The sequence below is a fragment of the Candidatus Microthrix parvicella Bio17-1 genome (assembly GCF_000299415.1).
Classification (GTDB): Bacteria; Actinomycetota; Acidimicrobiia; order Acidimicrobiales; family Microtrichaceae; genus Microthrix; species Microthrix parvicella.
Genome location: NZ_AMPG01000003.1, coordinates 92,666 through 116,391, shown reverse-complemented (window position 1 = coordinate 116,391; position 23,726 = coordinate 92,666). Strand labels below are relative to the sequence as shown.

At 66.5% G+C, this 23,726-nt stretch carries 23 protein-coding genes; 12 read left to right on the top strand and 11 right to left on the bottom strand.

What is annotated here, in order from left to right:
• Positions 1-9: 9 nt before the first annotated feature.
• The gene (locus MPARV_RS0113825; protein ID WP_020378700.1) at positions 10-1,245 is read right to left on the bottom strand and encodes a bifunctional alpha/beta hydrolase/OsmC family protein; all 1,236 of its coding nucleotides are present in this window, start codon (positions 1,243-1,245) and stop codon (positions 10-12) included.
• 148 nt (positions 1,246-1,393) lie between these two features.
• Here MPARV_RS0113825 and MPARV_RS0113820 point away from each other — a divergent pair, with 148 nt between their 5' ends.
• The 4 genes from MPARV_RS0113820 to MPARV_RS0113805 all read left to right on the top strand — a co-directional run bounded on the left by MPARV_RS0113820 (position 1,394) and on the right by MPARV_RS0113805 (position 5,046).
• Positions 1,394-3,142, top strand: a complete 1,749-nt coding sequence (locus tag MPARV_RS0113820) for an alkaline phosphatase D family protein (RefSeq protein WP_172636586.1) — start codon at positions 1,394-1,396, stop codon at positions 3,140-3,142.
• Between the two features lie 141 nt (positions 3,143-3,283).
• Positions 3,284-3,715: a nuclear transport factor 2 family protein gene (locus tag MPARV_RS0113815; protein ID WP_020378698.1), complete on the top strand. Its 432-nt coding sequence runs from the start codon at positions 3,284-3,286 to the stop codon at positions 3,713-3,715.
• A 72-nt stretch (positions 3,716-3,787) separates the two neighbouring features.
• Positions 3,788-4,480: a GNAT family N-acetyltransferase gene (locus MPARV_RS0113810; protein ID WP_020378697.1), complete on the top strand. Its 693-nt coding sequence runs from the start codon at positions 3,788-3,790 to the stop codon at positions 4,478-4,480.
• A 197-nt stretch (positions 4,481-4,677) separates the two neighbouring features.
• Complete coding sequence (locus MPARV_RS0113805) at positions 4,678-5,046, top strand: FKBP-type peptidyl-prolyl cis-trans isomerase (RefSeq protein ID WP_031278624.1); 369 nt, start codon at positions 4,678-4,680, stop codon at positions 5,044-5,046.
• 41 nt (positions 5,047-5,087) lie between these two features.
• On the opposite strand, the gene pgi is transcribed toward MPARV_RS0113805, so the two are convergent.
• Positions 5,088-6,860: a glucose-6-phosphate isomerase gene (gene pgi / locus MPARV_RS0113800; RefSeq protein ID WP_238538874.1), complete on the bottom strand. Its 1,773-nt coding sequence runs from the start codon at positions 6,858-6,860 to the stop codon at positions 5,088-5,090.
• A 79-nt stretch (positions 6,861-6,939) separates the two neighbouring features.
• Positions 6,940-7,977 (bottom strand): LLM class F420-dependent oxidoreductase, encoded by a 1,038-nt coding sequence (locus MPARV_RS0113795; protein WP_012227115.1) that lies wholly within the window; start codon positions 7,975-7,977, stop codon positions 6,940-6,942.
• A gap of 52 nt (positions 7,978-8,029) precedes the next feature.
• Here MPARV_RS0113795 and MPARV_RS0113790 point away from each other — a divergent pair, with 52 nt between their 5' ends.
• Positions 8,030-8,476: a nuclear transport factor 2 family protein gene (locus tag MPARV_RS0113790; protein ID WP_020378694.1), complete on the top strand. Its 447-nt coding sequence runs from the start codon at positions 8,030-8,032 to the stop codon at positions 8,474-8,476.
• A gap of 42 nt (positions 8,477-8,518) precedes the next feature.
• Here MPARV_RS0113790 and MPARV_RS0113785 read toward each other — a convergent pair whose 3' ends face one another.
• Complete coding sequence (locus MPARV_RS0113785) at positions 8,519-8,950, bottom strand: hypothetical protein (RefSeq protein WP_020378693.1); 432 nt, start codon at positions 8,948-8,950, stop codon at positions 8,519-8,521.
• Positions 8,951-9,292: 342 nt separating this feature from the next.
• Between MPARV_RS0113785 and MPARV_RS24380 the strand changes: the two genes are divergently transcribed.
• The gene (locus MPARV_RS24380) at positions 9,293-9,433 is read left to right on the top strand and encodes a hypothetical protein (RefSeq protein ID WP_020378692.1); all 141 of its coding nucleotides are present in this window, start codon (positions 9,293-9,295) and stop codon (positions 9,431-9,433) included.
• Between the two features lie 98 nt (positions 9,434-9,531).
• Positions 9,532-9,960, top strand: a complete 429-nt coding sequence (locus MPARV_RS22890; protein ID WP_012227101.1) for a DUF6636 domain-containing protein — start codon at positions 9,532-9,534, stop codon at positions 9,958-9,960.
• 26 nt (positions 9,961-9,986) lie between these two features.
• Here the strand turns inward: MPARV_RS22890 and MPARV_RS0113770 are convergent, their stop codons facing one another.
• Entirely contained in the window at positions 9,987-10,763 is a 777-nt protein-coding gene (locus tag MPARV_RS0113770) for a GntR family transcriptional regulator (protein ID WP_012227099.1), read from the bottom strand.
• Positions 10,764-11,005: 242 nt separating this feature from the next.
• On the opposite strand from MPARV_RS0113770, the gene MPARV_RS0113765 reads away from it, so the two are divergent.
• From MPARV_RS0113765 to MPARV_RS0113755, 3 genes are all read left to right on the top strand, one after another.
• On the top strand, positions 11,006-12,382 hold the full coding sequence (locus tag MPARV_RS0113765) for an MBL fold metallo-hydrolase (RefSeq protein WP_031278622.1): 1,377 nt from the start codon (positions 11,006-11,008) through the stop codon (positions 12,380-12,382).
• 71 nt (positions 12,383-12,453) lie between these two features.
• On the top strand, positions 12,454-12,816 hold the full coding sequence (locus MPARV_RS0113760) for a rhodanese-like domain-containing protein (RefSeq protein ID WP_020378688.1): 363 nt from the start codon (positions 12,454-12,456) through the stop codon (positions 12,814-12,816).
• Positions 12,817-12,820: 4 nt separating this feature from the next.
• A complete protein-coding gene (locus tag MPARV_RS0113755; protein ID WP_020378687.1) occupies positions 12,821-13,750 on the top strand; it encodes a sulfite exporter TauE/SafE family protein in 930 nt (309 codons plus the stop codon).
• A gap of 45 nt (positions 13,751-13,795) precedes the next feature.
• Here MPARV_RS0113755 and MPARV_RS0113750 read toward each other — a convergent pair whose 3' ends face one another.
• The 5 genes from MPARV_RS0113750 to MPARV_RS0113725 form a co-directional block, all read right to left on the bottom strand.
• A complete protein-coding gene (locus tag MPARV_RS0113750; protein WP_155852539.1) occupies positions 13,796-14,149 on the bottom strand; it encodes a hypothetical protein in 354 nt (117 codons plus the stop codon).
• 560 nt (positions 14,150-14,709) lie between these two features.
• Positions 14,710-15,129, bottom strand: coding sequence for a hypothetical protein (locus MPARV_RS0113745; RefSeq protein ID WP_157789639.1), 420 nt, complete (start codon positions 15,127-15,129; stop codon positions 14,710-14,712).
• Positions 15,130-15,161: 32 nt separating this feature from the next.
• Positions 15,162-15,542, bottom strand: a complete 381-nt coding sequence (locus tag MPARV_RS0113740) for a hypothetical protein (protein WP_020378684.1) — start codon at positions 15,540-15,542, stop codon at positions 15,162-15,164.
• 302 nt (positions 15,543-15,844) lie between these two features.
• Positions 15,845-17,104, bottom strand: coding sequence for a HipA domain-containing protein (locus MPARV_RS0113730; RefSeq protein WP_020378682.1), 1,260 nt, complete (start codon positions 17,102-17,104; stop codon positions 15,845-15,847).
• A complete protein-coding gene (locus MPARV_RS0113725) occupies positions 17,101-17,382 on the bottom strand; it encodes a helix-turn-helix domain-containing protein (RefSeq protein ID WP_012229111.1) in 282 nt (93 codons plus the stop codon). Before MPARV_RS0113725 ends, MPARV_RS0113730 begins: the two co-directional genes overlap by 4 nt.
• A gap of 330 nt (positions 17,383-17,712) precedes the next feature.
• Between MPARV_RS0113725 and MPARV_RS0113720 the strand changes: the two genes are divergently transcribed.
• Positions 17,713-19,455: an RCC1 domain-containing protein gene (locus MPARV_RS0113720; RefSeq protein WP_100221327.1), complete on the top strand. Its 1,743-nt coding sequence runs from the start codon at positions 17,713-17,715 to the stop codon at positions 19,453-19,455.
• Between the two features lie 388 nt (positions 19,456-19,843).
• On the opposite strand, the gene MPARV_RS0113710 is transcribed toward MPARV_RS0113720, so the two are convergent.
• Positions 19,844-20,623: a FadR/GntR family transcriptional regulator gene (locus MPARV_RS0113710; RefSeq protein WP_020378679.1), complete on the bottom strand. Its 780-nt coding sequence runs from the start codon at positions 20,621-20,623 to the stop codon at positions 19,844-19,846.
• 74 nt (positions 20,624-20,697) lie between these two features.
• Here MPARV_RS0113710 and MPARV_RS0113705 point away from each other — a divergent pair, with 74 nt between their 5' ends.
• Complete coding sequence (locus tag MPARV_RS0113705; RefSeq protein ID WP_157789638.1) at positions 20,698-23,664, top strand: Ig-like domain-containing protein; 2,967 nt, start codon at positions 20,698-20,700, stop codon at positions 23,662-23,664.
• Positions 23,665-23,726: the final 62 nt, after the last annotated feature.

Genomic DNA, 23,726 nt, shown 5'->3' with positions numbered 1-23,726 from the left:
ACGGGTCTTTCAGGCGGTCGTCTTGCCGTCGGACACCTCGGTGACGACCCGCGACGATCGCTCCAGGGTCAGATGCACAGGGCAGCGGTCGGCGATCCGAACAAGGCCGGCGCGCTGTTCGTCGGTGAGGTCGCCGGTGAGGTGCAACACCCGGGTCCACTCGTCCATCTTGGGGGTCGATCCGGATGCCGACGTCTCGCAGTCCTCACAGTGGGTCGTGGCGTGGCGCACCTCCACCTCGGCCCGCTCCAGTGGAATCTTCTTGTGCTCGGCGTACATGCGCATGGTCATCGACGTACACCCGCCCAGCGCTGCGGCCAGCAGTTCGTACGGGTTGGGCCCGGCGTCGTAACCGCCCACCGAGACGGGCTCGTCCATCAACAACCGGTGCCTGCCCGCAACCACCTGATTCAAGAACTTTCCCTGCCCGGTTTCCGACACCACCACACCCTCGCCGGACGTTGAGCTCGGTTGCTGCGCCTCGTCCAGGTAGCGCTCCACCCAGGCTCGAATCATCGACGCTGCAAAGTCGGAGTCACGACGCTTGGACAACAGGTGGTCGGCACCGTCCAGGGCAATGAAGCTCTTTGGGTGTCGGGCGACCTGATAGATCTGAGCGGCATTCTCAACACCGACGATGTTGTCGACGGGTGAGTGCATTACCAAGAGCGCCGCACCCAGGTTGGCCACGCACTGGTCGATGGTGCGTCGACGCAGATCGTCCAGCAGTTGGGCCTTCAGCTGAAAGGGCCGCCCGCCAATGTCGACCGTCGCCTCGCCGTCGGCCTGCAGCGCCTCGATGCCGCCGGAGAGCAGGTTCTCGACATGGCTCGGCTCGGCCGGGGCGCCGATGGTGACGACGGCCTTCACCGAGTCAACCTCGGGTGCGGCCGCCAACACCGCTGCTCCACCCAACGAGTGGCCGATCAGCAGACCCGGCGCCTCGTATCGGTCGCACATGAACGCCGAGGCTGCCACCAGGTCGGCGACATTGGTGGAGAAGTTGGTGTCGGCAAAATCGCCATCCGATGCCCCCAACCCGGTGAAGTCAAAACGCATCACGGCGATGCCGGCCTCGGCCAGCGCCACCGAGATGCGCGCTGCGGCGGCCACATCGGACGAGCAGGTGAAGCAGTGAGCGAACACGGCGGCGCCCCGGATCGGCCCGGCGGGCAGTTCCACCTTGCCCGCCAACTCGGTACCGCCGAACCCTTGAAACTTGATGCGCTCGCGTCGTGCCGTCACTGGCTGCCTCCAGGGTTCACGGGCTGGACATCGCCCTCCGCACCATCTCACAGCCTCGGCACGGCGTTTGCCACACCATCGACGTGACGGTTTGCGCTGCGTCAGGATGTTGGCAGCAACGGCATCACACCAGGGGGAGCAGGGGTCCATGGATCATCACGTCAGTCGCCGGCGGGTTTTGGCCGCCACCGGGGCCACCGGGGCCTTCGCCGCGCTGCGGCCAATGTTGGTACCCACCGAGCCCGCCGGGGCGCAGGGCACCGCCGCCTACCCCGACTCGGTGGCCTCGGGCGACCCGCGGCCCGACGGCTCGGTGATCTGGACTCGCGTGGCCCCCACATCAGCGGATGGCGAGGTGCCCCTCACCTGGCAGGTACGCCCGGCCTCCGGCGGCGCGGCGGTGGCAACCGGTGCGGTCACCGCCTTCGCAGCCAGCAACTGGTGCGTGTCGGTTCGGGTGGACGGCCTCGACCCAGACCGCTGGTACTCCTTCACCTTCGATGGGCCGTCGGGGCTCAGCCCGGAGGGACGGCTGCGCACCGCCCCGGCACCCGGCTCATCCCCGACGCACCTGCGTTTCGCCTTCGGTTCCTGCCAGCAGCGGTCGTCGCCGTATGTGGCCATGGCGGCCATCGAGGCCGAGAACGTCGACTTCTTCCTGCACCTCGGCGACTACATCTACGTGTCCGACGACGGGACGATCACCCTGGACGACTACCGCGACGTCTGGCAGCGCTTTCACTCCGATCCGGCCCTGACCCGGCTGCGAAGCCGGGTGCCGTTGGTGGCCATGTGGGACGACGGCGAGTTCTACAACGGCATCGACCGCACCGGCGACCCGGCCCGGCTGGCCGCGGCCAAGCGGGCGTTCTTCGAGTTCCAGCCGGTGTTACCAACCGACGGGGTCGATCAGGCCTACCGGGCGTTTTCGTGGGGCGACCTCGCCCACCTGCCGATCATCGACGTTCGTTCCTACCGCGACCCGGCTGTGGAGGCCACCGACAACGAGACCCCCGAGGGTGGCGTGGTCATGGAACCCGACCGCACCACACTTGGCGCACCACAGAAGGCCTGGTTGAAGGAACAGCTCTCGGGCAGCAGCGCCGCCTGGAGGTTGGTGGGCACCGGTTACAACGTGCTGGCGGTTCGACTGACCGACCGCGACACACCCGAGCGGCGGGCGACCGAACCCGACCTGGTGCTCAACGCAGGCGATTACTACCCCAACGAGGCGTTCGACGACTATCAGGCAGAGCGACGCGAGCTGCTGCAGTTCCTCGTGGACGAGTGCGTCGAGGACGTAGTGTTTGTGGCGGGGCACACCCACGTGTTTCTCGGCGGGCGGCTGTATCCCGACTATGACGATGCGGCCTCGCCGCTGGCGGCCCACGAGTTTGTGGCCGGTTCGCTCACCGCCGATCCTCCCCCTGAGGGAGTGGTCAAAAGCCTGCTCGGCTCCGACGTCAGCCGAGCCGAGGCCACCGACATCCTCCGCACCGTGGAAGCCGCTGGCCTCGATATCAACAAGCACCTCGACTACATCAACATCGTCGAGCAGGGCTACGGCCTGGTGGACGTCACCCCCGACGAGGTGCACGTGCAGTTTCGGGTGATCGACACCTTCGCAGAGGGGTCCGTGGCCACCACGGCCTGGGAGTACCGCATCGCCCGGGGCACCACGCCCTCAGCGTGCCCTGCCGCCGGTTCGGGACCCGACACGGCCGACCCAGAGGGGATGCCGGACTCCCCATCCTCAATGCCTCAGTCCAACGGCAACGGCAACGGCAACGTTGCCGGCGGCGGTCTACCGTCCTCCCCAACCCGGGGCGCCACCCGCACGCCCAAGCCCGGGTCGGACGGCGCCGCGGCGCCGTTGCCTGCCCGCTTTACCGGCTGAGGCCCGCTCGGCCAAGCAGCCGCTTCCGCGCCCTACCCCACCATCAGCGCGAGCGCGGGGGTGCCGTGTTGGGCGGGGGAGGGTTGCGGGGGCGAACGCTGTCAGAATTGCCGCCGACCTGGGAGGGCAACGATGGCGGATATGAGCGATGCGGAACGCGTGGGGTTGGTGGAGCAGTTCTGGGACGCACTGAACCAGCGGGACTTCGCCGCTGTCGGCGCCATGATGAGCGAACACGGCCACTACATCGACGTGCCGCTCGTCGGTGTTGAGCCCGGTGCCCACGGTCCGGCCCAGACCGAGGCACGCCTGCGTCTGGGTCTGGGACCGCTCAGCGACTACCGGCTCCACCCCGGCACCATCGTCGTCACCGGCGACATGGTGATCACCGAGCACCTGGAGGAGTGGTGGTGGCGCGACGGCGAGCAGGCCGAGGTGCGGTTCTGCTCGGTGATGGAGGTGCGCGATGGCAAAGTGGACCGCTGGTGGGACTACGTCGACCTCAACTCCATCTTCAGCGTCGCCCCCCAATGGTGGACCGACCACATCGCAGCCGGATACCAGAGCGCGTAGCCGCCGATTCACAGGTTGCACGACTCCGAATATCGCCCTGCTTCGACGGCCGACCATCCGTAGGCTCGGGAAATGCCGACGAACGAGTTCCACCAGCCCATCGGCCCGTCACTGGTTGGCTGGAGCCCGCCTCCGGTGCCACCGGCAACCGAGTTGGCAGGTCGCACCGTGCGCCTGGCACCGATGCACCCGCCCACAGATGCGCCAAGGCTGTTCAACGCGTTCACCGATGCCCCTGATTCGTTGTGGACCTACCTGGCCTTCGGCCCGTGCGTCGATGAGCATGCGCTCGAGCAGGCCCTCGCTGCGCTGTGCGATTCACCCGAGCGACGACCTTTCACCGTCATGGTCGACGACCTACCGGTTGGGTTTCTGGCCTACATCCGCATCGCCGCCGAACACGGGGTGTTGGAGATCGGATCGCTCGCCTTCTCCCCCGCTCTGCAACGCACCACCGCAGCCACCGAAACGGTCTCGCTGCTCATCGCCAACGCATTCGACCAGGGCTACCGACGGGTGGAGTGGAAGTGCGACGACCTCAATGCGCCGTCACGGGCAGCCGCCCTTCGATTTGGGTTCCGCTACGAGGGCACCTTCCGCAACGCCATCACCTACAAGGGCCGGAGTCGCGACACAGCCTGGTTTTCGATCACCGACGACGAGTGGCCGGCCCTCCGTGCCGCCCACGACGCCTGGCTGGCACCCGACAACTTCGACGCAGACGGACGCCAGCTCACTCGGCTCAATGCGCCATGCCGTGATTGACGGCTCCCATGTCACCGTGGAGGACGCACCGGCCGGAGCCAGGAAGCTGATCCTCAGTGGCGAGGTCCCGCTGTTTCTGGGCTGGTCAACGGCACCTCGACCAGTGGTCCGCCGGCAACCTCGGCATGAAGGGCACCCGACCCGGTGTCCAACCAGAGGCATCCGGCATGCGTCGGGTTGGCCGCTACGGTGGGCGGATGGACAAGCCGATTGTTGCCGTGCCCGATGGTGATCCGCCCAGCGAACTCCAGGTCTTCGACGACCAGGTGGGAGACGGGCCCGAGGCCACCGCCGGATCTCGGGTGTCCGTCCACTACGTCGGCGTGGCGTGGTCAAACGGCGAGCAGTTTGATGCCTCGTGGGACCGCGGCGCGCCGCTCGATTTTGGCCTCGGCGCCGGTCAGGTGATCGAGGGCTGGGACCAAGGCGTGCAGGGCATGAAGGTGGGCGGACGCCGCACCCTGGTGATCCCGCCACACCAGGCCTACGGAAGCAGGGGCGCACCCGGGGCGATCGCCCCCAACGAGACCCTGATCTTCACCGTCGACCTCATGGACGTTCGCTGAGCTGAACCGGCCGGTCGCCGGGATGGGTCCCGGCGACGTGGTCAGTCGTGAGGATGGTCGAGCACCCAACGGGCGGCACCCTCGGGCGCGTCCTGGGCCTCGTCCGATTCGAGCTCCTCCAGCACGTCGGCGGCCAACTCCTTGCCCAACTCCACCCCCCACTGGTCGAAGCTGTTGATGCCCCAGATCGCGCCCTGGGTGAACACGCTGTGCTCGTACAGCGCGATGAGCTGACCGAGCACACCCGGGGTGAGTTCGCCCGCCAAGATGGTGGTGCTGGGTCGGTTGCCCGGGAACGTCCGGTGGGCCACCTGCGCCTCCGGAACTCCGGCCTCAATCGCCTCGTCCGCGGATCGGCCCTCGGCCAGCGCCCGCCCCTGGGCAAGGGCGTTGGCCAAAAGCTTGCGCTGGTGATCGCCCGAGTCGTCGGCCGACTCGCTGAATGCGATCAGGTCGACCGGCACGATCGAGGTGCCCTGATGGAGCAGTTGATAGAAGGCGTGTTGTCCGTTGGTGCCGGGCTGGCCCCACACGATCGCCCCGGTGCGCAACGTGGCCGGTGACCCATCCAGCCGTACCCGCTTGCCGTTGGACTCCATGTCGAGCTGCTGGAGGTAGGCGGGAAACCGGCCCAAATCCGCGGCGTAGGGCAACACCGCATGGGTGGGAAACCCGTAGAGGTCGCGGTAGAGCACCCGCAACAGGCCGGTGAGCACCGGAGCGTTCTGACGCAGCGGCTGGGTGCGGAAGTGCTCGTCCACCTCGTGGCCGCCGGCCAGCATCTGACGGAAGTGATCTTCGCCGACGGCCAGCATCAGGCTGAGGCCCACAGCCGACCACACCGAGTAGCGGCCGCCCACCCAATCCCAGAAGCGAAACATGTTGTCGACGTCGATGCCGAAGGCCGCCACCGCCTCCGCATTGGTGGACACCGCCACGAAGTGCTGCGCCACCCAGGCCTCATCATCGGGCCCGTCGTTGTCATCATCGACGGCTTCATCCTCGCCGATGGGATCGTCACCGTTGGTGCCATCGTCGCCACCGGCAGGTGGGGCCACACCGGCACGGATCCATTCCTTCAAGGTGTGAGCGTTGGTGAGGGTTTCGTCGGTGGTGAAGGTCTTCGACACGACGACCACCAGGGTGGTGGCCGGATCGGCCCCGTCGATGGCGGCGGCGATACCGGCAGGATCGACGTTGGACACAAACCGGCACTCGATGCCGTCGCGCCGGTAGCGCCGAAGCGCCCGGTAGGCCATCTCGGGGCCCAGGTCCGAGCCACCTATGCCAACGTTGATGATGGTGCGGATCGGTTCGCCGGTGGCGCCAACCCAATCGCCCGAGTGCACCCGTTCGGTGAGGTCGGCCATGGCGGCGAGCACCCGATGCACCTCGGGCACCACATCGTCGTCGTCGATCGAAAAACGGGCACTCTCGGGGCAGCGCAGCGCCACGTGCCCAACAGCCCGGTCCTCGGTTGAGTTGATGTGTTCGCCGGAGAACATTTCGTCGCGCCGCTCCGCCACGCCTGCCCGCTCGGCCACAGCCACCAACGCATCGAGCAACACCGGGGTGGCTCGGTGACGAGTGAAGTCGAGGTACAGATCGCCCACCTCACAGGTCATGGCCTCACGCCGACCGTCGAGGGCCATCAGCGCCCGCAGGTGCAGCCCGCGCACGTCCTCGAAGGCCTCGGTCAGCGCGTCCCATTCGCGTGTGGTGGTGACGTCAACCTGCAGGTCGGGTTCGGGGAGATCGTCCCATGAGAAGTAGTCGTCGGGTTCGTTTGAGCCGAAGAATCTGCGAGATGCCACACCGATCACGCTAGCGGCGAGGACTACCGATCCGGTCGACCCCACCACGCATGTCCCGTGTGGGTCCCACCGTTCGCGCTCAGCTGATCCAGCCTTTGACCTTCTCGATCAGTTGGAGCTGATTGTCGCCCATCGGTTGCACCTGGAGGCGGGTGACCCCGGCGGCCCGGTAGGCCTCGATGCGCTCTCGCACCCGGCCCTCATCACCCACCATGGCCGTGGCATCGAGAAACTCCTGAGGAACCGCCGCCATGGCCTCATCCTTCCTACCGGCAAGGTAGAGGTCCTGGATCTGTTCCGCCTCTGCCTCGTAGCCGTAGGCGCAAAAGATGTTGTTGTAGAAGTTCTTGTCTTTGGCGCCCATTCCGCCCACGTAGAGCGCCGTCATGAACCTGCCGAGATCGCGGATCCGGGCGGCGGTCGCCTCGTCGCAGATGGAGAGGGCCCCACCGGCCACAACCTCCATCGGGGGCAGCGACGCGTCCCGCTTGGCCAGACCGGCGGCGATCGGATCCCCCCACACCGAGTCGGCCTTGTCAGGGTGGAAGAACACCGGAATCCAGCCGTTGGCGATCTCCGCGGTGACCTCCACGTTCTTAGGTCCCAGCGAGGCGATGTACACCGGGATGTCGGCACGCTTGGGGTGGTTGATCAGCTTCAGCGGTTTGCCCAGGCCGGTGCCCTGGTCCGCAGGCAGCGGCAGGTGATAGCTGGGACCGTCGTGGGTGACCACCTCGCGGCGCCACACCTTGCGACAGATGTCGATCAGCTCGCGCTGGCGCCCGATGGGCCGGTCGTAGGGCACGCCGTGCCAGCCCTCGATCACCTGGGGGCCAGATGCCCCGATGCCCAGGATGAACCTGCCCTCCGACACGGCGTCCAGCCCGGCCGCAGTCATGGCGGTCAACGTTGGAGTGCGGCTGTAGATGGGCAGGATGGACGAGCCCAGCTCCATCGTCTCGGTCTTCGCCGCCAGGTAGCCCAGAATGGACACGGCGTCGAAGCTGTACAGCTCGGCGACCCAGCCCACGTCGATACCGGCTCGTTCCAGATCGGCGGCCTCTGCCGCAGCCGCCCGGGGATCGCCGGAGTAGTTGAGCGTCATCGAAAGCTTCATCGACCTATCTTGGCAGTCTCCCCGGCTCCACGTGAGGCCTAGCGTGAGACGAATGGGAGCCTCCACGATTCACCAGACCATCGACCGCTGGCACGCCTACCTGCGGGGCGATGACCCCGACGGCCTCGACGCCCTACTGGCCGACGATGTCGTTTTCTACTCACCCATCGTCTACACACCTCAGGAGGGCAAGGCGGTGACCGCCCTCTACCTGGCTGCGGCCAAGCAGACGTTGCCGGGCACCGGGGCCACCGGCGACGGAACGACCGGCCCGGGGACGGCGTTCCGCTATATCAAGCAGGTGCTGGCCGACGACACGGCGGTGCTCGAGTTCGAGACCTCGGTGGAGGGCACCTACGTCAACGGCGTCGACATCATCCGCATCGACGACGAGGGCCGCATCGTCGAGTTCCGGGTGATGCTGCGGCCCCTCAAGGCCATCAACCTGGTTCACCGCCAGATGGGCGAGGCGCTTGAGGCGCTCACCGCAGGCGAGTAGCCGGCTTCGCCCTCGGGCCACACCGGAGGACGGGGCCAAGGGTCAACAGTCAGGATCGGGTGGGGAGTACTCAACCGGTTCGGATCCAACGTGGATGAGATAGCGCTGACCGTCGTATTGAGGCGTGGCAGCGTCCTCACCATCCGCGCAGGAGGCGTACTCCACCATGGGGCCTTCCCCTCCGTTGATACAGGCTTCAAAGTCATCGTTCGTCACGACTGCGCCGTCTTCGATGACGTTCGTGCACCTGACCGTGTTTCCCGGCACGTCCGACACCACCACCCGGGGGTCGCCTGGGTCTGGTGAGGTCCCGCCGGGATTCGGGTCATCCCCTCCCCGCTCCACCACCCCGGAATCGCCGCGGTCCTGCGATGTCTCGCCAGGATTCGAGTCGTTTCCTCCCCGAACCACCACCAAGAGAACCCCGGCGATGACCACGACAACGACCAGCGTGGCGACAATCCCTCCGAGCAACCAAAGCCCACGATTCTGGCCGGACCCCTTCGGCGGGGGTCCCGAGCCTTGAGGAAGAGCGCCTGGATAAGGCTGGGCCTCGGGTTGTGGGTAGACGGGCGGCGAAGCGTGAGATCCTGGGTACGGAACCTGCTGCTCCGGATGCGGCGAGACGAGCGGGCTCTGCGGCGGGGGCGGCTGGGGCGACGGAGCGGCGGGACTCGATGGGGGGCCTGACGAACCGGTTTCCCCTGTTGGGGTGGCCTGGCGGTACCACGGAGCGTTGTCTGAATCAGTCAAGAAGTCGATGCTAGCGAGCAGCGAGCTTCACAGTGTGGGGGGGGTGTCGCGACGCCGTCAGGGTTGCCCGGGGGCGTCGATCACCTCGGCCTCGATGGCTCCCGAATCGTCGAGTTCCGGGTGATGCTGAGGCCCCTCAAGGCCATCAACCTGGTTCACCGCCAGATGGGCGAGGCGCTGGACGCACTCGCCCGCGTGGAGTAGCCAACCACTACGGTCAGCGGCGGTTGCTGCCTCGAATACCGTCACCCTGAGTGCAAAGAATCGTTGCCATCGCCGAAGCGCGCCGCCACAATGCAACCATGACTACACCGCGTTCACACGTGCTCAACGTGGTGATGGCCGCTGCCGTCCTGCTGCTTCTCACCGCCGGGTCCGCCTGCAGCACCTCGCCACCGCCGCAGGGACCCGTGGCGTTTCAATCGCCAAGTGGCAGGATCACATGCCAGATGTATGACGGCGCAGACTGCATGGTGAACCCCAACTCCTGGAAGCTCCCGCCGCGACCGAAATGGTGCGACTACGACTGGGGCGCATCGGTTGAGGTCACCACGAAGGCTCACCTGACGTGCAGGGGGGACGCCAACAACCCGGGTTCGGTCCTCGCCTACGGGCGCAGCACACAACGCGGGAATTTTGTCTGCCTCAGTGAGAGGAGCGGCATGACCTGCGTCAACAAGAAGAACGGCCACGGGTTCAAGGTCAACCGAGCCTCGTACCAACTGTTCTGAGCTCTGCGAATCGGTGCCACACGGGGCTACGCCAAAACCTCCGCCTCCATGGCACCCGACGCCCCGGAGGCGTCCCGTGAGTCCCAGCGTGCCACGAAGGCAAACATGTCCCCCCGCACGATGCTGTGGCGCCACTCGATCGGGTGCTGCCGGTCGGGGCCGTAGGTGACCCGCTCGATGGCGAACACCGGCTGTTTGGCCCGGATACCCAGCGCGCTGCGCTGCTCCGTTGTTGGCAGCTCCGGATGGATGCGCTCCCAGCCCGAACACGGCTGCACGCCGGTGCGTTCGGCCAGCTCCCCGTAGAGAGCGGTGCGGCTGAAGTCGCAGTTGAGGAGCGGACGGGCGAGCGACGCCGGTAGCCACGAGCAGTCGAGTGCCAGGGCGCGATCACCCGCCCGCCGCAACCGTTCGAGGTACACCATCGGCTCGTCGTCGGCGAGGCCAAGCACCCCGGTCGCCTCGGCGTCGGTTCGCTCGTCGAGCACACGAACAACACTGTGCTGCTCATAGCCCTGCGCCTCGATCGAGCGGTACAGCGAGTACAGCGTGCCCAGCGGCTGTTCGATGCCCGGCGAGATCACCCGGGTGCCGCGCCCCCGCTCCCGAACAACCAGGCCATCATCGCTGAGGCGCCGCACCGCTTCACGGACGGTGTGCCGGCTGACCTTGTAGCCCTCCATCAACTCGCCGTCACCGGGGAAGTGGCCCGAGAACTCGTTGGCGTTCAGCCGACGACGCAGGTCATCGCACACCTGGCTCCACAACGGCATCGGGCTGGATCGATCGACGGGGGTGAGCACCCTGCCGAATGTACGGAGTACCGACCAACTTGGCAAACATGTTCGTTTGCCCGGACATGACACCAGTCGGTTGCCCTCCACCCGCCGGGGGTTCATGGTGGGAAGCGACAACCACGAGCCGCCACCTGTCCAGCACCAACTCGACGGGAATGTGGGTGGCGATCTCATGGTTGGATGCTATTGTACGGACATTCGTTCAACCGGTTCGGGTGCACGACGCTCGCCCCTTCAAAGGAGACACCATGTTGTTCACCCAGTACTACCTCGACTGCCTCTCACAGGCGAGCTACCTGGTCGGCGACCCCCTGGCCGGGGTTGCTGCCGTGGTCGACCCCCGGCGGGACATCGACGAATACCTGGCCGACGCGGCAGAGGCCGGGGTTGAGATCAAGTACGTCATCGAGACCCACGTTCACGCCGACTTCCTGTCGGGCCACCTGGAGATGGCGGATGCGACCGGCGCCGAGATCATCTACGGCGAGGCCGCCGACACCGAGTTCCCTATCCGCCGAGTGACCGACGGCGAGCGCATCTCCCTCGGCGACGTCACGCTGGAGTTTCGGGCCACGCCGGGCCACACGCCCGAATCAATCTCGGTGGTCGTCTACGAGCATGCGGACGATGCGACGCCCTATGGCGTCCTGACGGGCGACACGCTGTTCATCGGCGACGTCGGACGCCCCGACCTGCTCAGCTCGGTCGGCGTGACGGCCGAGGAACTGGGTGGTCAGCTCTACGACTCGCTGCGCAACAAGATCATGCCGCTACCCGACGAGACCCGCGTGTTTCCGGCACACGGCGCCGGTTCGGCCTGTGGCAAGAACCTGTCCACCGAGACCAGCTCCACACTGGGCGAGCAGCGCCAGAGCAACTACGCCCTCGCACCGATGACCAAGGAGCGCTTCGTCGAGTTGGTCACCGAGGGCCAGCCCGCAGCGCCCGCCTATTTCTTCTTCGACGCCGTGGCCAACCGATCCGAGCGCGAGCTGCTCGACACCGACCCTCCCGCGGCGTTCGACCTCGACGAGGTACTCGATGCCCAGCGCAACGGCGCGGTGGTCATCGACGTCCGCGACTCCCTGGACTTCGCCCAGGGCCACCTGGCCGGCTCGCTCAACGTCGGCCTGGACGGTCGCTACGCGGAGTACGCAGGAACGGCTGTCGCCCCGGACGCCGACATCGTGTTGATCACCGACGCAGGCCAGGCGGCCGAAGCGAACCTGCGCCTGGGACGCATCGGCTTCGACAACGTGATCGGCGTGCTCGAGGGCCCGGAGGTGACGTTTGTCGCTCGGCCCGAGGTGACCCAGCGATCCTCGCGGCTGACCGCAACGGCGTTTGACCAGGCACGCGCGGCCAATGAGAGCGTGCAGGTCATCGACGTGCGCAACCCGGGCGAAACCGCCATCGGCTCGATCCCGGGAGCGATGGCCATTCCCCTGGCCCAACTCCAAGACCGTCTGGACGAGATCGACCTGCACCAGCCGATCGTCGTGCACTGCGCCGGCGGCTACCGCTCCTCGCTGGGTGCCAGCTGGTTGCGGTCGCACGGCGCAACCGACGTCTCCGATCTGCTCGGTGGATTCGACGCCTGGTCAGCCGTTCAGGCCAACGCCTGAGTTCAGCGACAAACCCCCACCCACCCACCCACCCACCCCTCCCTCGCTTGTACGCAAAGGAACCCCCGCCCATGACCTCCCCCACACTCACCAACCCTGCCCCGAGTACGACGGAGTCGGCGGCCCACTTCACCGGCGAGTTTGAGACGGCCCACATCCCCGGCAGCTACAACGTGCCGCTCAACCTGCTCGGCGAGCACGCCGACGAGATCCGCTCGCACCTCGACGTGCCGGTGGTGATCATCTGCCGGTCGGGAAACCGCGCGGCACAGGCCAACCGCACGCTCGCCGGTGCCGGAATGTCCAGCACCCACATCCTTGAGGGCGGGCTCATGGGATGGGACAACGGCTCACGGCCGTTGCAACGCGGTGAGGCCCGCTGGGACATCGAGCGCCAGGTGCGCATGGTGGCCGAGCTCACCGGGCGGGACTGAGCCGATGCGCGGCCTGCTCGCCAGCCCCCTCGGCCTGCTGATCGGGCTCAGCCTGGGCGCTCTCGGAGGCGGCGGCTCGATCCTGGCCGTCCCCGCCCTGGTGTACGGGGCCGGCGAGACCGCTCAGGTGGCCACCAGCACCAGCCTGCTCGTGGTTGGTGCCGCATCGTTCATGGGCGTCGGGTCTCACTGGCGGGCCGGACGGGTGAAGTGGGGTCATGGACTGCTGTTCGGGATCACCGGCCTGGGCGGCAGCTACCTGGGTACCGCCGCCAACCAGGCGGTCGACCCCGACGTGCTGCTGCTCGCGTTCAGCGGCGTCATGGTGGCAGCGGCAGTCGCCATGTGGCGCCGCAGGTCGAGCGACGACCCCACGACGACCGACCAGGCCGTCGAAACCCCCGCGGTTCTGGCGACGTCGACGACGTCCAGCGCGTCCGCGACCGCCACGCTTCCGACTGCCACCCCCGCATCGGCCGCTGCGGTGCCTTTGTCAAGCGCCGACCGCGAGGTTCACAAGGTCGAGCATCCAGATGCCGACGCCCCCGAGAGCCTCAGCTGGGCAGCACTTCCCAAGGTGTTGCTCGCCGGCACGGCCGTCGGCCTCATGACCGGCTTCTTCGGCGTTGGTGGCGGCTTCGTCATCGTCCCCGCACTCGTGCTCACGATGGGGTTCTCGATGCCCGACGCAGTGGGCACTTCGCTGGTGGTGATCGCCATCAACTCTGCGATGGCGCTGGGCCTGCGGGCCGGCACCCTCGACATTCACTGGGGTGACGCCCTGCCGTTCCTCGTGCTGGCCATCATCGGCACCGTGCTGGGCAAGCGCATCGCCGACCGGGTGCCCGCCTCCAAGCTGACCACCGGGTTTGTGGCGCTCCTGATCGCCCTCGCCGCTTACACGGCGATCAGTTCGATCTCACAGCTGGTGTAACACCAGCTGCGAAACCCTCCGCTGAGAGACACTCGGCGGGCCCCGTCAGCAACACCCCGGTTGCGGGCCCTCCCCGGCCGACAAGCGCACCACCTGAGCATCGGGCGGTGCGTAGTTGGGTTGCTCCTGGGCCGAAGTGCCCGAAAGTCGCCACTCTGACACCCCGTCAAAGAATCCGTCCCAAGGCCGATTGTCCACGGCCAAGGCACCGCCTTCGGCGCGTCCGGCGACAACGCCGGGGTAGGCAGCCTGCAACTCTTCCCAGGTTGACCCGAGCTGTATGCCGGTTCCGGCCAGTTCAGCGTTCGACACGGTCGCCGTCGGGGGTAGGTAGTCCTCGGTATTCCATTCCCAACCCCGCAGTTGGGCAGTCTCTTGAGACTCGCCCCCAAGGCGCACGCACAGCGTCTCCCAGCACACTTTCCGGTGAACCGCGTATCCCCATGCCGGACCCAAATTGTCATCGCTTTGGTAGTACTGCCCCGCAACCGCGGCGTACTCCGTGCCTTCAACTTCACTTTCCGGAAGGAACTCCTCCCATCCTGTGTCCTCGCTGGGGCTGCCCAGCTTCTCGGACAGCGACGCGAGGGAACGCCCTGCATCTTCTCCGAACCTGGCGACGCCAACGCTGTCGCCAGAGAGCTGCAGAGGTTCATCCCTGGGCGCTGTCGTGGGCGGAGGCGGTGTCGTCGCAGGGGCCGGCGCCGTCGTCGGTGGGGAACTGGTCGTGGGCGGTTCCGTCGGGGGAGGTGCCGTGGCCGGAGCCGAGGTGCTCGGAGCCGAGGTGGTCGAGAGGCGAGCGGTGGTGGCCGAAATGGAAGTCGTCGTGGAAGCAACACCTTCTCCGGCTGACTCAGCCTGCCCGCACGCCGGCACCGCCACTACCGCCACAACCGCTATCCGAAGAAACCGACGTGCCGGCAGTACAGGTCGCGCGGTGCGAAGAGGCAGTTTCACGGTCAGTTGCCGTAGCCGCCGCACTTCGCCTGCCTGTGGTTGGCCAACGTGCACCATTGTTTGGAAACCGGTCCTGTCATGCTGAGCCCCCAACTCGTTGGCTTGAACGTATAGGTGGAACCCACCCGAACCCGACGATTGTCCGACTTCACCACCTTGGCCTGGAGCATATTGCGACTGGCGCTGGTAGCCGTCATATCCAAGGTCAGGTAGTCGAACGGCATGACGGAAGTGTCCTTCATCTCCACCAAAACTCGCCCACCGGACGTGATCGTCATGCCACTGGTGTTGGCATACCAACTGCCGACGAACGGCCTCATGGCCGAAGCGGCGGGTGGCGGCGCTGCACACTGACACCCGGCCACCATCGTCGCCACCGCCACCAGAACAGCGAGTAGTCGACCAGGTCGGTTCGTCATCATGGGGCGGATGTTAATGCGTTGGATACCGCCATTCACCAAGAGGCGCTGGACGGCCTGAGCGTTGCCATCGGGTCTACGTATCGGCGCTTGATGCTGGTGATCACAACCTTGCCTCCGGCGACCTTGACGGTCACCGTGGTGCTGCCGCCGGGATAACAGCTTGCGTCGTTCAGCCGCTCGGCACTGACGTTCACGGACAGGCCCGTCTTTGTCTTGGTCATCGACTCAACGTCATTGCGGGCTGGGCCGGTGAGTCCGTGCGTCTTCCAATTGGCATCGTAGAGGTCACTTGAAGCTACAAACTTCGGGCCAGGCCCGATGAACAGAACCTGATGCGGCCACGGCGAGACTCCCTGGTTGCAGTCGGCCACCACGGCGGTGAACGGACCTGAACCGCCGGGCACGTTGGTCACCTATCCGCTGTTGCCGCTGTACAACTTCTTGACCAGCCTGAAGTGCCCACCGCCCCTCGGGATGCCGGTGTGCTCCCCCTTCACCAACTTGGTCGGCTTCTGGCCACACAGTGATGGGCTCCTGCAGACTGCAGTTGTTGCCAGGTTGGGCTGGTCGGTGGCGTTGCGGCCAGACACCCGCATCCGGCCATACAGAGCGCCATCACGATTGCCACGACTGTGAACATATGACTTCGACTCGTACTTGAATGGTATGCATACTGCTGACTTTCAGCACAAGCGCGCAGCGGGCCCTCACGGCTTCAGCGCCGGCCGAGCGACGTCGTCCAGTTGGTTCGCGCTCGACGCAGCCGACCACCGATGTGGTCGAGCAGCTGTTCCGAGAACGAGCCGTCCGGAGGCATCGCAGTAGCGGCGGCTGCCTCCAGCGCGTCGGGCATGCGGTCGAGCAGCCCACCGATGACCGCATCGACCGAGACGGGCCGGAGGCCCCAGGACACCCCTTCGGCGGCAACATCGCCCATGGTCACCTCGTTGATGTCGGTGGCGTCACCAACGAAGAGCCCGAGGCCGGTCGACACGTCCTCCGACAGCGCCGTGGTGCTCATCACGTCATAGCACGGCGCCAACGACACCACGCCCTCCCGATGCAGCAGCGAGAGGTTCTTTCCGTGCAGGTCGGCGTTACCCACCACCATGTTGACGACCACCTGCTCCAGCAGGCGCACGCGTTGGGGACCATCTCCCCAGCGGTCGAGCACCTCGGCGACACCGCGGAGGGACGGCGGGCCCGCACCCTGTTGATACTTCCGGCGAGGGTCTACCGTCAGCACCATCAGGGCCTGACATGCGTCCTCCTGATGGAGACGCCGTGACACTCCAGAAGCATCGAATTCCCGATCGAAGCGGGTCGACACCAACGCCGGCTCACCGGCGAAGGCCATCATTTCGGTGGTTGCGGCCGAAACATCCGCAGCTGCGGCGAACCGCTGACAGAGCAACTCGTTGGGGATCGACCCTGCCAAGAAGCGGTGAGCGGGTTTGAGGAGATGAGTCGACGGCCGACCCTCAGCCGGCAAGTACCACCCCCCTGCTGACGTACGTCCGAGCAACAGTTTGGGCTGGACCCCGGGCAGGGATACCCGCACCAGACCGTCGGCGCCGAGTGGGTGATCAGGAAGGTCCCGAAGCCGTTGCGCGATCTGCTCGGAGCTCAGACCGTGCGCGATACCGTCGAGAGCAGACGGGTGAGGCTTGCCTTGGGCGATGACAAGCGCCCCGGCGCAGTCACGGCCGAGGGCACGAAGCAGGTCCATGTCGGTGCCACCGCCGATGCCCAGTCCGAGATCGAACGCAATGATGCGACGGGCGTCCCCCTCGGGGAGGAGGCCGTGAAAGAACGGGCGGGTAAAGCGGTCGGGATACGGCGCCGAACGGGTCGGCATCGCCACCGAGAACATCGGCATCGAAGGGTCGGTGTACGTGCAGCTCATCCGCCCTCGCCGTTCGGCGAGCGTTGCGACGAGGGTCTGACCCCACCACACGTTGAGCTTCCCGCTCATAGCGTCTTCGGGCGTACGACAACCTCGAGGCCAAGCTCACGACAGGCACGCATGATCGCTCGCATGGCTGCGTTGGACCTGCCGTTCTCCAAGGCTGAGAGGTAGCTGCGATGAAGGTCCAAGCGCTCGGCAAGGTCAGCCTGGCTGGTTGCTGAACGATGACGAAATTCTTGGATCGCGGGGCCGAACATGGCCTCGTTGAGGACGACGAACTCCGCCGATTGACCGCTGACGTTTTCGCCTCGGCCAGCCACCACTTCGTCTGCGTTCGATGACATCGAGACATGCTAACGCGATGTCTTAAGATTCGGACATCAGGGGCTGTTGGGCCGGCTGACTCAATGTGGTCATGTCGCAGGAGCGGAAGACCGCTCCCTTCGGTAGGTCGCATCGAACGGCCGATCCACGCCCCGGTCTAGCGGCTCCGGCCGCCGCTCAACCTTGATTGTCACACCCCATCCGTAGGGTCGATTCCCATGAGTTTCATCCACCCCAGCGACTGACATATGGGGCGACCCCTGGTCTATTTGACGACGCCCGAACGTGTCTCACAACAAATTTAGGGTGATCCTGTTTCCTTGAGCTGCGCCGAGGCATACGTTTGTTTCATGAACCGTCTTGTGAGGGTCCGGCTGGTAGCGGGGTGGTTGTTGGTGATGGGGGTCGTGGCGGCCCTGGGGGTGCCCGCTGGTGCTCAGAACAGTCCGCCTCCCGATACTCCTCACGCCGGTGATGTTGCTTCGGCGTCGTGTGTGGCGCCTGCCCCGCACGGTTTTACCGATGTGCCCGCCAATTCGTATTACAACGTCGCGGTCGGCTGGCTGGTCGAGGCTGGGATCACCTCTGGCACCGTACCGGGCAAGTACTCACCGAACAGCCCGGTCACGCGTGCACAGATGGCGTTGTTCTTGTGGCATTCAGCCGATTCACCCGCCCCGGCCGGTAATCACGGGTTCACCGATATCCCTGCCAACAGTTACTATGGCGATGCGGTGTCGTGGCTGGTCGAGGCCGGGATCACCGCCGGCACCTCAGCGGGCAAGTACTCACCGAACAGAGCGGTCACGCGTGCACAGATGGCGGTGTTTTTGTGGAGCGCTGCCGGGTCACCCGCACCGATCGGAACCCACGGGTTCTCCGATGTTGTTGCAAGCAGTTATTATGAGACTGCGGTGACGTGGCTAGTCGAACAGCAGATCACCTCGGGGACATCACCCGGCAAATTTTCCCCTTCGAATCCGGTCACCCGAGCACAAATGGCGGTGTTCTTGTGGCATTCAGCCTGCCCAATCCCAGCGCCAACCCCACCCATTGCCGCCGGGGACCTCCATTCGTGCGCGCTCAAACACGACGCCGGTACCGTGTCCTGCTGGGGATCCAACACCGACGGGCAACTCGGCGACGGGACCAACGCCAACCGGTCGACGCCAACAACAGTGCCCGGGCTCACCGGCGTCACCGCCATCACAGCCGGGCCATACTATTCTTGTGCGCTCAAACAGGGCGGCACGGTTTCCTGCTGGGGAAGCAACTCCAGCGGGCAGTTGGGCGATGGCAGCACCACCGACCGGTTGACACCAACACCAGTGCCCGGGCTCACCGACGTCACCGCCATCACCGCCGGTAAATGGCACGCTTGCGCGCTCAAACAGGGCGGCACGGTTTCCTGCTGGGGATACAACTACTACGGCCAGCTGGGCGACGGGAGCAACTGGGACCGGTTGACACCGACACCAGTGGCCGGGCTCGCCGACGTCACCGCCATCACCGCCGGGTACGTCTCTTCGTGTGCTCTCAAACGAAACGGCACCACCGCCTGCTGGGGAGCCAACGAACACGGGCAGTTGGGCGACGGAACCATTACCAACAGGTTGACACCAACAACAGTGCCCGGGCTCACCGACGTCACCGCCATCACCGCCGGTAAATGGCACGCTTGCGCGCTCAAACAGGGCGGCACGGTTTCCTGCTGGGGATACAACTACGACGGCCAGCTGGGCGATGGCAGCACCACAGACCGGTTGACACCGACACCAGTGACCGGGCTCACCGACGTCACCGCAATCACCGCCGGGTACGTCCACTCGTGTGCGCTCAACGACAACGGCACCGCAGCCTGCTGGGGAGACAACAGCTGGGGGGAATTGGGCGATAGCACCACCACAGACCGGTTGACACCGACACCAGTGACCGGGCTCACCGACGTCACCGCGATCACCGCCGGGTACGTCCATTCGTGTGCGCTCAACGACGACGGCACCGCAGCCTGCTGGGGAGACAACAGCTGGGGGGAATTGGGCGATGGCACCACCACCAGCCGGTTGAGCCCGACACAGGTGTTGGGCTTCTAGCCCGGGTTAGCCCTTGGGCTAGCCCCGCCGGAGCCAAATCATCAGCCGTCGCAGCCCGACCACGCATCGGCGGTTCCCTCCGCCCGGATGCCGGCGCCGTTCGGTGAACGTGTCTCATGGCCAGGTTTTGGGTGATCCCATTTCATTGAGCTGCGCCGAGGCATACGTTTTCCCACGTCGAGCACCTGCTCGTCCACTGCGCGTCGGGGGTTTCGCGCTTCGATCGCAGCCAGCCTGCGCGCCAGGGCCGGGAGGAACGTCAAGCTGATCGACGACGGCTATGACCGGGTGGCCGAGTTGGGGTTGCCCACCGAACACTGAGACTCCGAACCGTCTGGCGGCCGGCGGGATCACCGAAGTCGTCGAACGCGACAGCCAGGCCCCTGCGTCAGCGACCGGGACCGTCGGGCAACGAACGACGTGCAGCAGGAGCCGCCGGCGTGACTGGGTCGAGCGCAGGTCGCGTCGATGCCGTGGCCAGGCCCTCGGTGGCCCGGAACACCGCCTCCACCCCTCGGCCGAGAACATCGTGAGCAGCGGCTTCGGCGCGGTCGGCATCGCCGGCGGCCACGGCAGCGGCCACCGTCCGGAAGCCGTCGACCTGTTCCCACTCCGAGCGGAGCACGGGCGCCAACACCGGGGCAGCCGCCATGACCACCTCGCGCAGAGTGTTGAACGCGAGGCGGTAGGCGACGTTGCCCGAACCGACCACCACCTCCTCCCAAAACCGCAGCCTGACGTCGTTCCACTCTTCGGCGCCGAGTTCCTCCATCTCCCGCACCAACTCCAGCAGGCGCAGCCCATGCACAGGGGAACGCGCCGCGCACGACCTGGCTGCGTCGGCCCCGATGGCGGCTCGTAGCTCCACGGTGGAGCGAGCCACCTCGGCGTCCGGACCCGTTGATCGCCAGAGGATCAGCGGCAACAGGCCGATGCCACCGGTGTCACGCCAGGGCAGAACGCGGACCCCCCCGCCGTGCACGATCTCGACCAACCCGAGCTGACGGAGCCGTTGCAAAGCCTCACGCACCGCCTGACGGTTGACGCCGGTGTCCGCGGCAAGCTCCCGCTCGGCCGGCAGCTGAGAGCCGGGTGGGCGAACCCCGTCGACGATCTCGTAGAGCAGCGACTCGAACAGCGCATCGGCCACACGTGGGCGGTTGGACACAAAGCCAGTGTACCCCTCCGAAAAGTGGTCAGACCATCGTTGACAAGTGGTCAGACCACTTGTAGCTTTCCGTGATGCGTAGACCACGTAGTGCCATCGGTGCCGTCACCCTCGCCCTTCTCGGCGCCGTGCTCTCCTTCGCCGCCGGTCCCGTTGAGCCCGCCTCGGCGAAGGAAGACACCCCCGAGGGCTACGCGAGCTTCGTGTTCAAGCAGTACGCGGCGGGCGGAGGCGGCAACCTGCCCGAGTGCGGCCCGATCAACATCAACGGTCGCGGCAAGAGCGGCTTTGCTCGGTGGTCGGTGGGCTCGTCGGTGGCCGACGGAGACGAGATTGAGGTTGGCGACGTCATCACCTTGACCGCCACGGTCTACAGCTTCTTCGGCGGGTCATTCCCCAACGACGGTCCAGATCCACTGGTCCTCGACCTCCAGGTCGACGGTCCCGCTGCCCAGGCCGCCATCCCCAAGGGAAGCCTGAACACGACCCCGTACAACGGCGACGGCTCCGTCGGGCCGATCGGGCCGGTGGGAGCCTTCGGTTACCAGTTCGACTCGAATTCCAGCCCCAAGGGGGCCTTCCAACCCGGCGACGGGACCGAGGTCAAGCTGGTGGCGAAGATTCGCGCAAACGCCCCCGGAAAGATCACGGTTCCGGAGTTGAAGGTGTCGGGCTACGACGCAACACCTAAGGCCTCAAGCTTCGATTGCTCGCTCCCCCTCGGCCTCGACTTCACCGTCGACGACGTCGATCCGCCCACCAGCGGCGCCGATGTGGTGAGCACCGACGCCACCTACTCGGCCAACACCGTCGATGACGCCAACGGCGGCAGCCACGCCATCGACATCAACGTGCTGGCCAACGACGACGACCCCGAGGTGGCCGGCGGCCCCGGCGACCCCGCCCAGGTCCGGATCAAGGACTGGCAGCCCAACTCGGTGAAGGGTGGCACGGTCAAGTGCGGCACCCCGGCCCAGAAGGGCACCGCCGCCTTCGCCTCGATGTCGGCGGGCCCCTGCGTCTATTCGCCTCCCGCCAACGCGGTCGGCACCGATCAGTTCACCTACATCCTCAGCTCGGTCAGCGGGCTGCAGCGAGCGGTCAAAGTCGACATCACGCTGAAGCCGAACCTGCTGTTGGTGGCGGTTCCCGCCCAATTTGCGGCCAACGACGCAGCGGTGAACCAGCAATTCGACCTCGGCCCGACGATCGCCGATGCAGCCGGTGATAACGCGACCTGCTTCCCCGAGCTGCCAACAGTCAGCAACAACGCCGGCACCGTGCTGATCGCCAGCGACTGCACATTCTCCTTCACCGCCAACAACACCCCGGCCCAGCGCACCGGCACGTTCACCTACCGCACCTGCGACGTGCACCCACTGCTCACCCCCGGCAGCCACGGAGCGCTGGCCACACCCAGGCCCGGGTACGACCAGGGCTCCCCCGACGACCTCAGCGCCACCACCTCCAGCCGCTGCATCAATGCCCAGGCATCGGTGCTGGTCACCCCGGTCAACGACACCTTCGTCGCCCCGGTGGTGGGCGTACCCGACGTCGACGTGGTCGATGCCGGGTACTCCGGTGATGGGATCGGCGCCTATCACCTGGAGATCCCGGTGTTCGCCAACGATCTCGACCCGAACGGACCCGACCCGGCCGACCCCGCATCCGGCGTGCGCATCCCGGCCATCAACGGCATCCAGGGCGTCGATGCATCCGCCGGCACCGCCACCCGACTCGACGAGCGCACGGTGGTGTTCACCCCGACCGACGGGTTCGAGGGGCTGACCTCCTTCAACTACGTGGCCTGCGAGGACCCCGCCCAGCAGACGCCCACCTATCAGGGGCTTCCGGTGTGTGGCCTGGGCACGGTGGCCGTCCTGGTGTTGGGGAATGATGCTCCCGTCGCCACCGATGACGAGGTACTCACCTCATCGCTCACGCCGATCTCCGATCTCGACGTCTCGGCCAATGATCAGGACCCGGACGGCGAGCCGCTCAGCTGCACCGCAGGTCCGCTGAGTGCAGATCCCGACGGTTTGGTCGCCTCGGCGTCGATCGATGCCGACTGCCTCGTCACCCTCACACCCGTCGCCGACGCCGATGGGGTGGCCACCCTCGCCTATGAGGTGTGCGACTCCCACGCCTTGGCCAACCCGCAGTTTGCCGCCGATCCCTACGGAGACGACGGCCGGTCACCGAACGACCTGGTCAGTCGGTGCACGCAGGGCGAGCTTCGGGCCACCATCGTGGCTCCCGCTCCGAACGATCCGAGCGACTTCGACCTCGATCCGGCGCCGGTCTGCATCGCCGACGCGGCGTCGGTCGACAACGGCGGTTCGATCCAGCTTGAAGTGTTGGCCAACGACACCGACCTCGACCCCGAGGGCCAACCCGGCCTGCTCACGGTGACGGGCGTCGGTGTCGACGGCGAGGAGGGCGTCACCGAAGCTGGGGGCACCGTTGAGGTGACCAACGTCGGTGAGTCGATCCGCTACAACGCGCCGGCGAAGTTCGAAGGCACCGACCGCTTTCTCTACTCCGCCCAGGATGCACAGGGGAAGGGCTGTAGCGCCGAGGTCACCGTGACGGTTGCAGGTGTCGTCGTCTCGCCCGAGCCAGACAACCCCGGGCCTCCTGAAAACCCCGAGAATCCGGGCAATCCGGGCAATTCGAGTGGTCCTGATCAGCCCGGCAGCCCAAGTGGCCCGAGTAGCCCCGAACAGCCCGAGAGCGGTCCTGAGTCGATCGTGGATCCCCCCACCTCCACGCCGCCCGGAGCGGGGAACCGCAACACGCCCGGTGGCGCACCCGGCCCGGCCGCGGCGGCCGTCGCCACCCCAACGCCCGGATCTGCGGCCGTCGTCGTCCCAGCCGCTGCCGTCCTACGGAGCACGGGCAGCAGCGTCTCGTCCCCATCCGGCACGTTGCCACGCACCGGTTCGGGCGTTGGCGGATTGACCGCCATGGCCATGGCAGCGGTGGTCGCTGGCCTGGCCCTCGTGATGGTCAGCCGACGCAGAAACCGTCGCACCCGCTAGTCAAGACTGTGGTTGGGTACCTTGCGACCTTCGAACCGTCGGACGGCCGGCGGCCACCGAGC

Excerpts from the sequence above, each read along its gene's own strand:
- MPARV_RS0113705 (WP_157789638.1), top strand. The coding sequence starts at position 20,698 with ATGCGTAGACCACGTAGTGCCATCGGTGCCGTCACCCTCGCCCTTCTC.
- MPARV_RS0113730 (WP_020378682.1), bottom strand. The coding sequence starts at position 17,104 with ATGAGCGGGAAGCTCAACGTGTGGTGGGGTCAGACCCTCGTCGCAACG.
- MPARV_RS0113805 (WP_031278624.1), top strand. The coding sequence starts at position 4,678 with ATGGACAAGCCGATTGTTGCCGTGCCCGATGGTGATCCGCCCAGCGAA.
- MPARV_RS0113720 (WP_100221327.1), top strand. The coding sequence starts at position 17,713 with ATGAACCGTCTTGTGAGGGTCCGGCTGGTAGCGGGGTGGTTGTTGGTG.
- MPARV_RS0113725 (WP_012229111.1), bottom strand. The coding sequence starts at position 17,382 with ATGTCATCGAACGCAGACGAAGTGGTGGCTGGCCGAGGCGAAAACGTC.
- MPARV_RS0113765 (WP_031278622.1), top strand. The coding sequence starts at position 11,006 with ATGTTGTTCACCCAGTACTACCTCGACTGCCTCTCACAGGCGAGCTAC.
- MPARV_RS0113760 (WP_020378688.1), top strand. The coding sequence starts at position 12,454 with ATGACCTCCCCCACACTCACCAACCCTGCCCCGAGTACGACGGAGTCG.
- MPARV_RS22890 (WP_012227101.1), top strand. The coding sequence starts at position 9,532 with ATGACTACACCGCGTTCACACGTGCTCAACGTGGTGATGGCCGCTGCC.
- MPARV_RS0113745 (WP_157789639.1), bottom strand. The coding sequence starts at position 15,129 with ATGATGACGAACCGACCTGGTCGACTACTCGCTGTTCTGGTGGCGGTG.
- MPARV_RS0113795 (WP_012227115.1), bottom strand. The coding sequence starts at position 7,977 with ATGAAGCTTTCGATGACGCTCAACTACTCCGGCGATCCCCGGGCGGCT.
- MPARV_RS0113810 (WP_020378697.1), top strand. The coding sequence starts at position 3,788 with ATGCCGACGAACGAGTTCCACCAGCCCATCGGCCCGTCACTGGTTGGC.
- MPARV_RS0113790 (WP_020378694.1), top strand. The coding sequence starts at position 8,030 with ATGGGAGCCTCCACGATTCACCAGACCATCGACCGCTGGCACGCCTAC.
- MPARV_RS0113755 (WP_020378687.1), top strand. The coding sequence starts at position 12,821 with ATGCGCGGCCTGCTCGCCAGCCCCCTCGGCCTGCTGATCGGGCTCAGC.
- MPARV_RS0113815 (WP_020378698.1), top strand. The coding sequence starts at position 3,284 with ATGAGCGATGCGGAACGCGTGGGGTTGGTGGAGCAGTTCTGGGACGCA.
- MPARV_RS0113820 (WP_172636586.1), top strand. The coding sequence starts at position 1,394 with ATGGATCATCACGTCAGTCGCCGGCGGGTTTTGGCCGCCACCGGGGCC.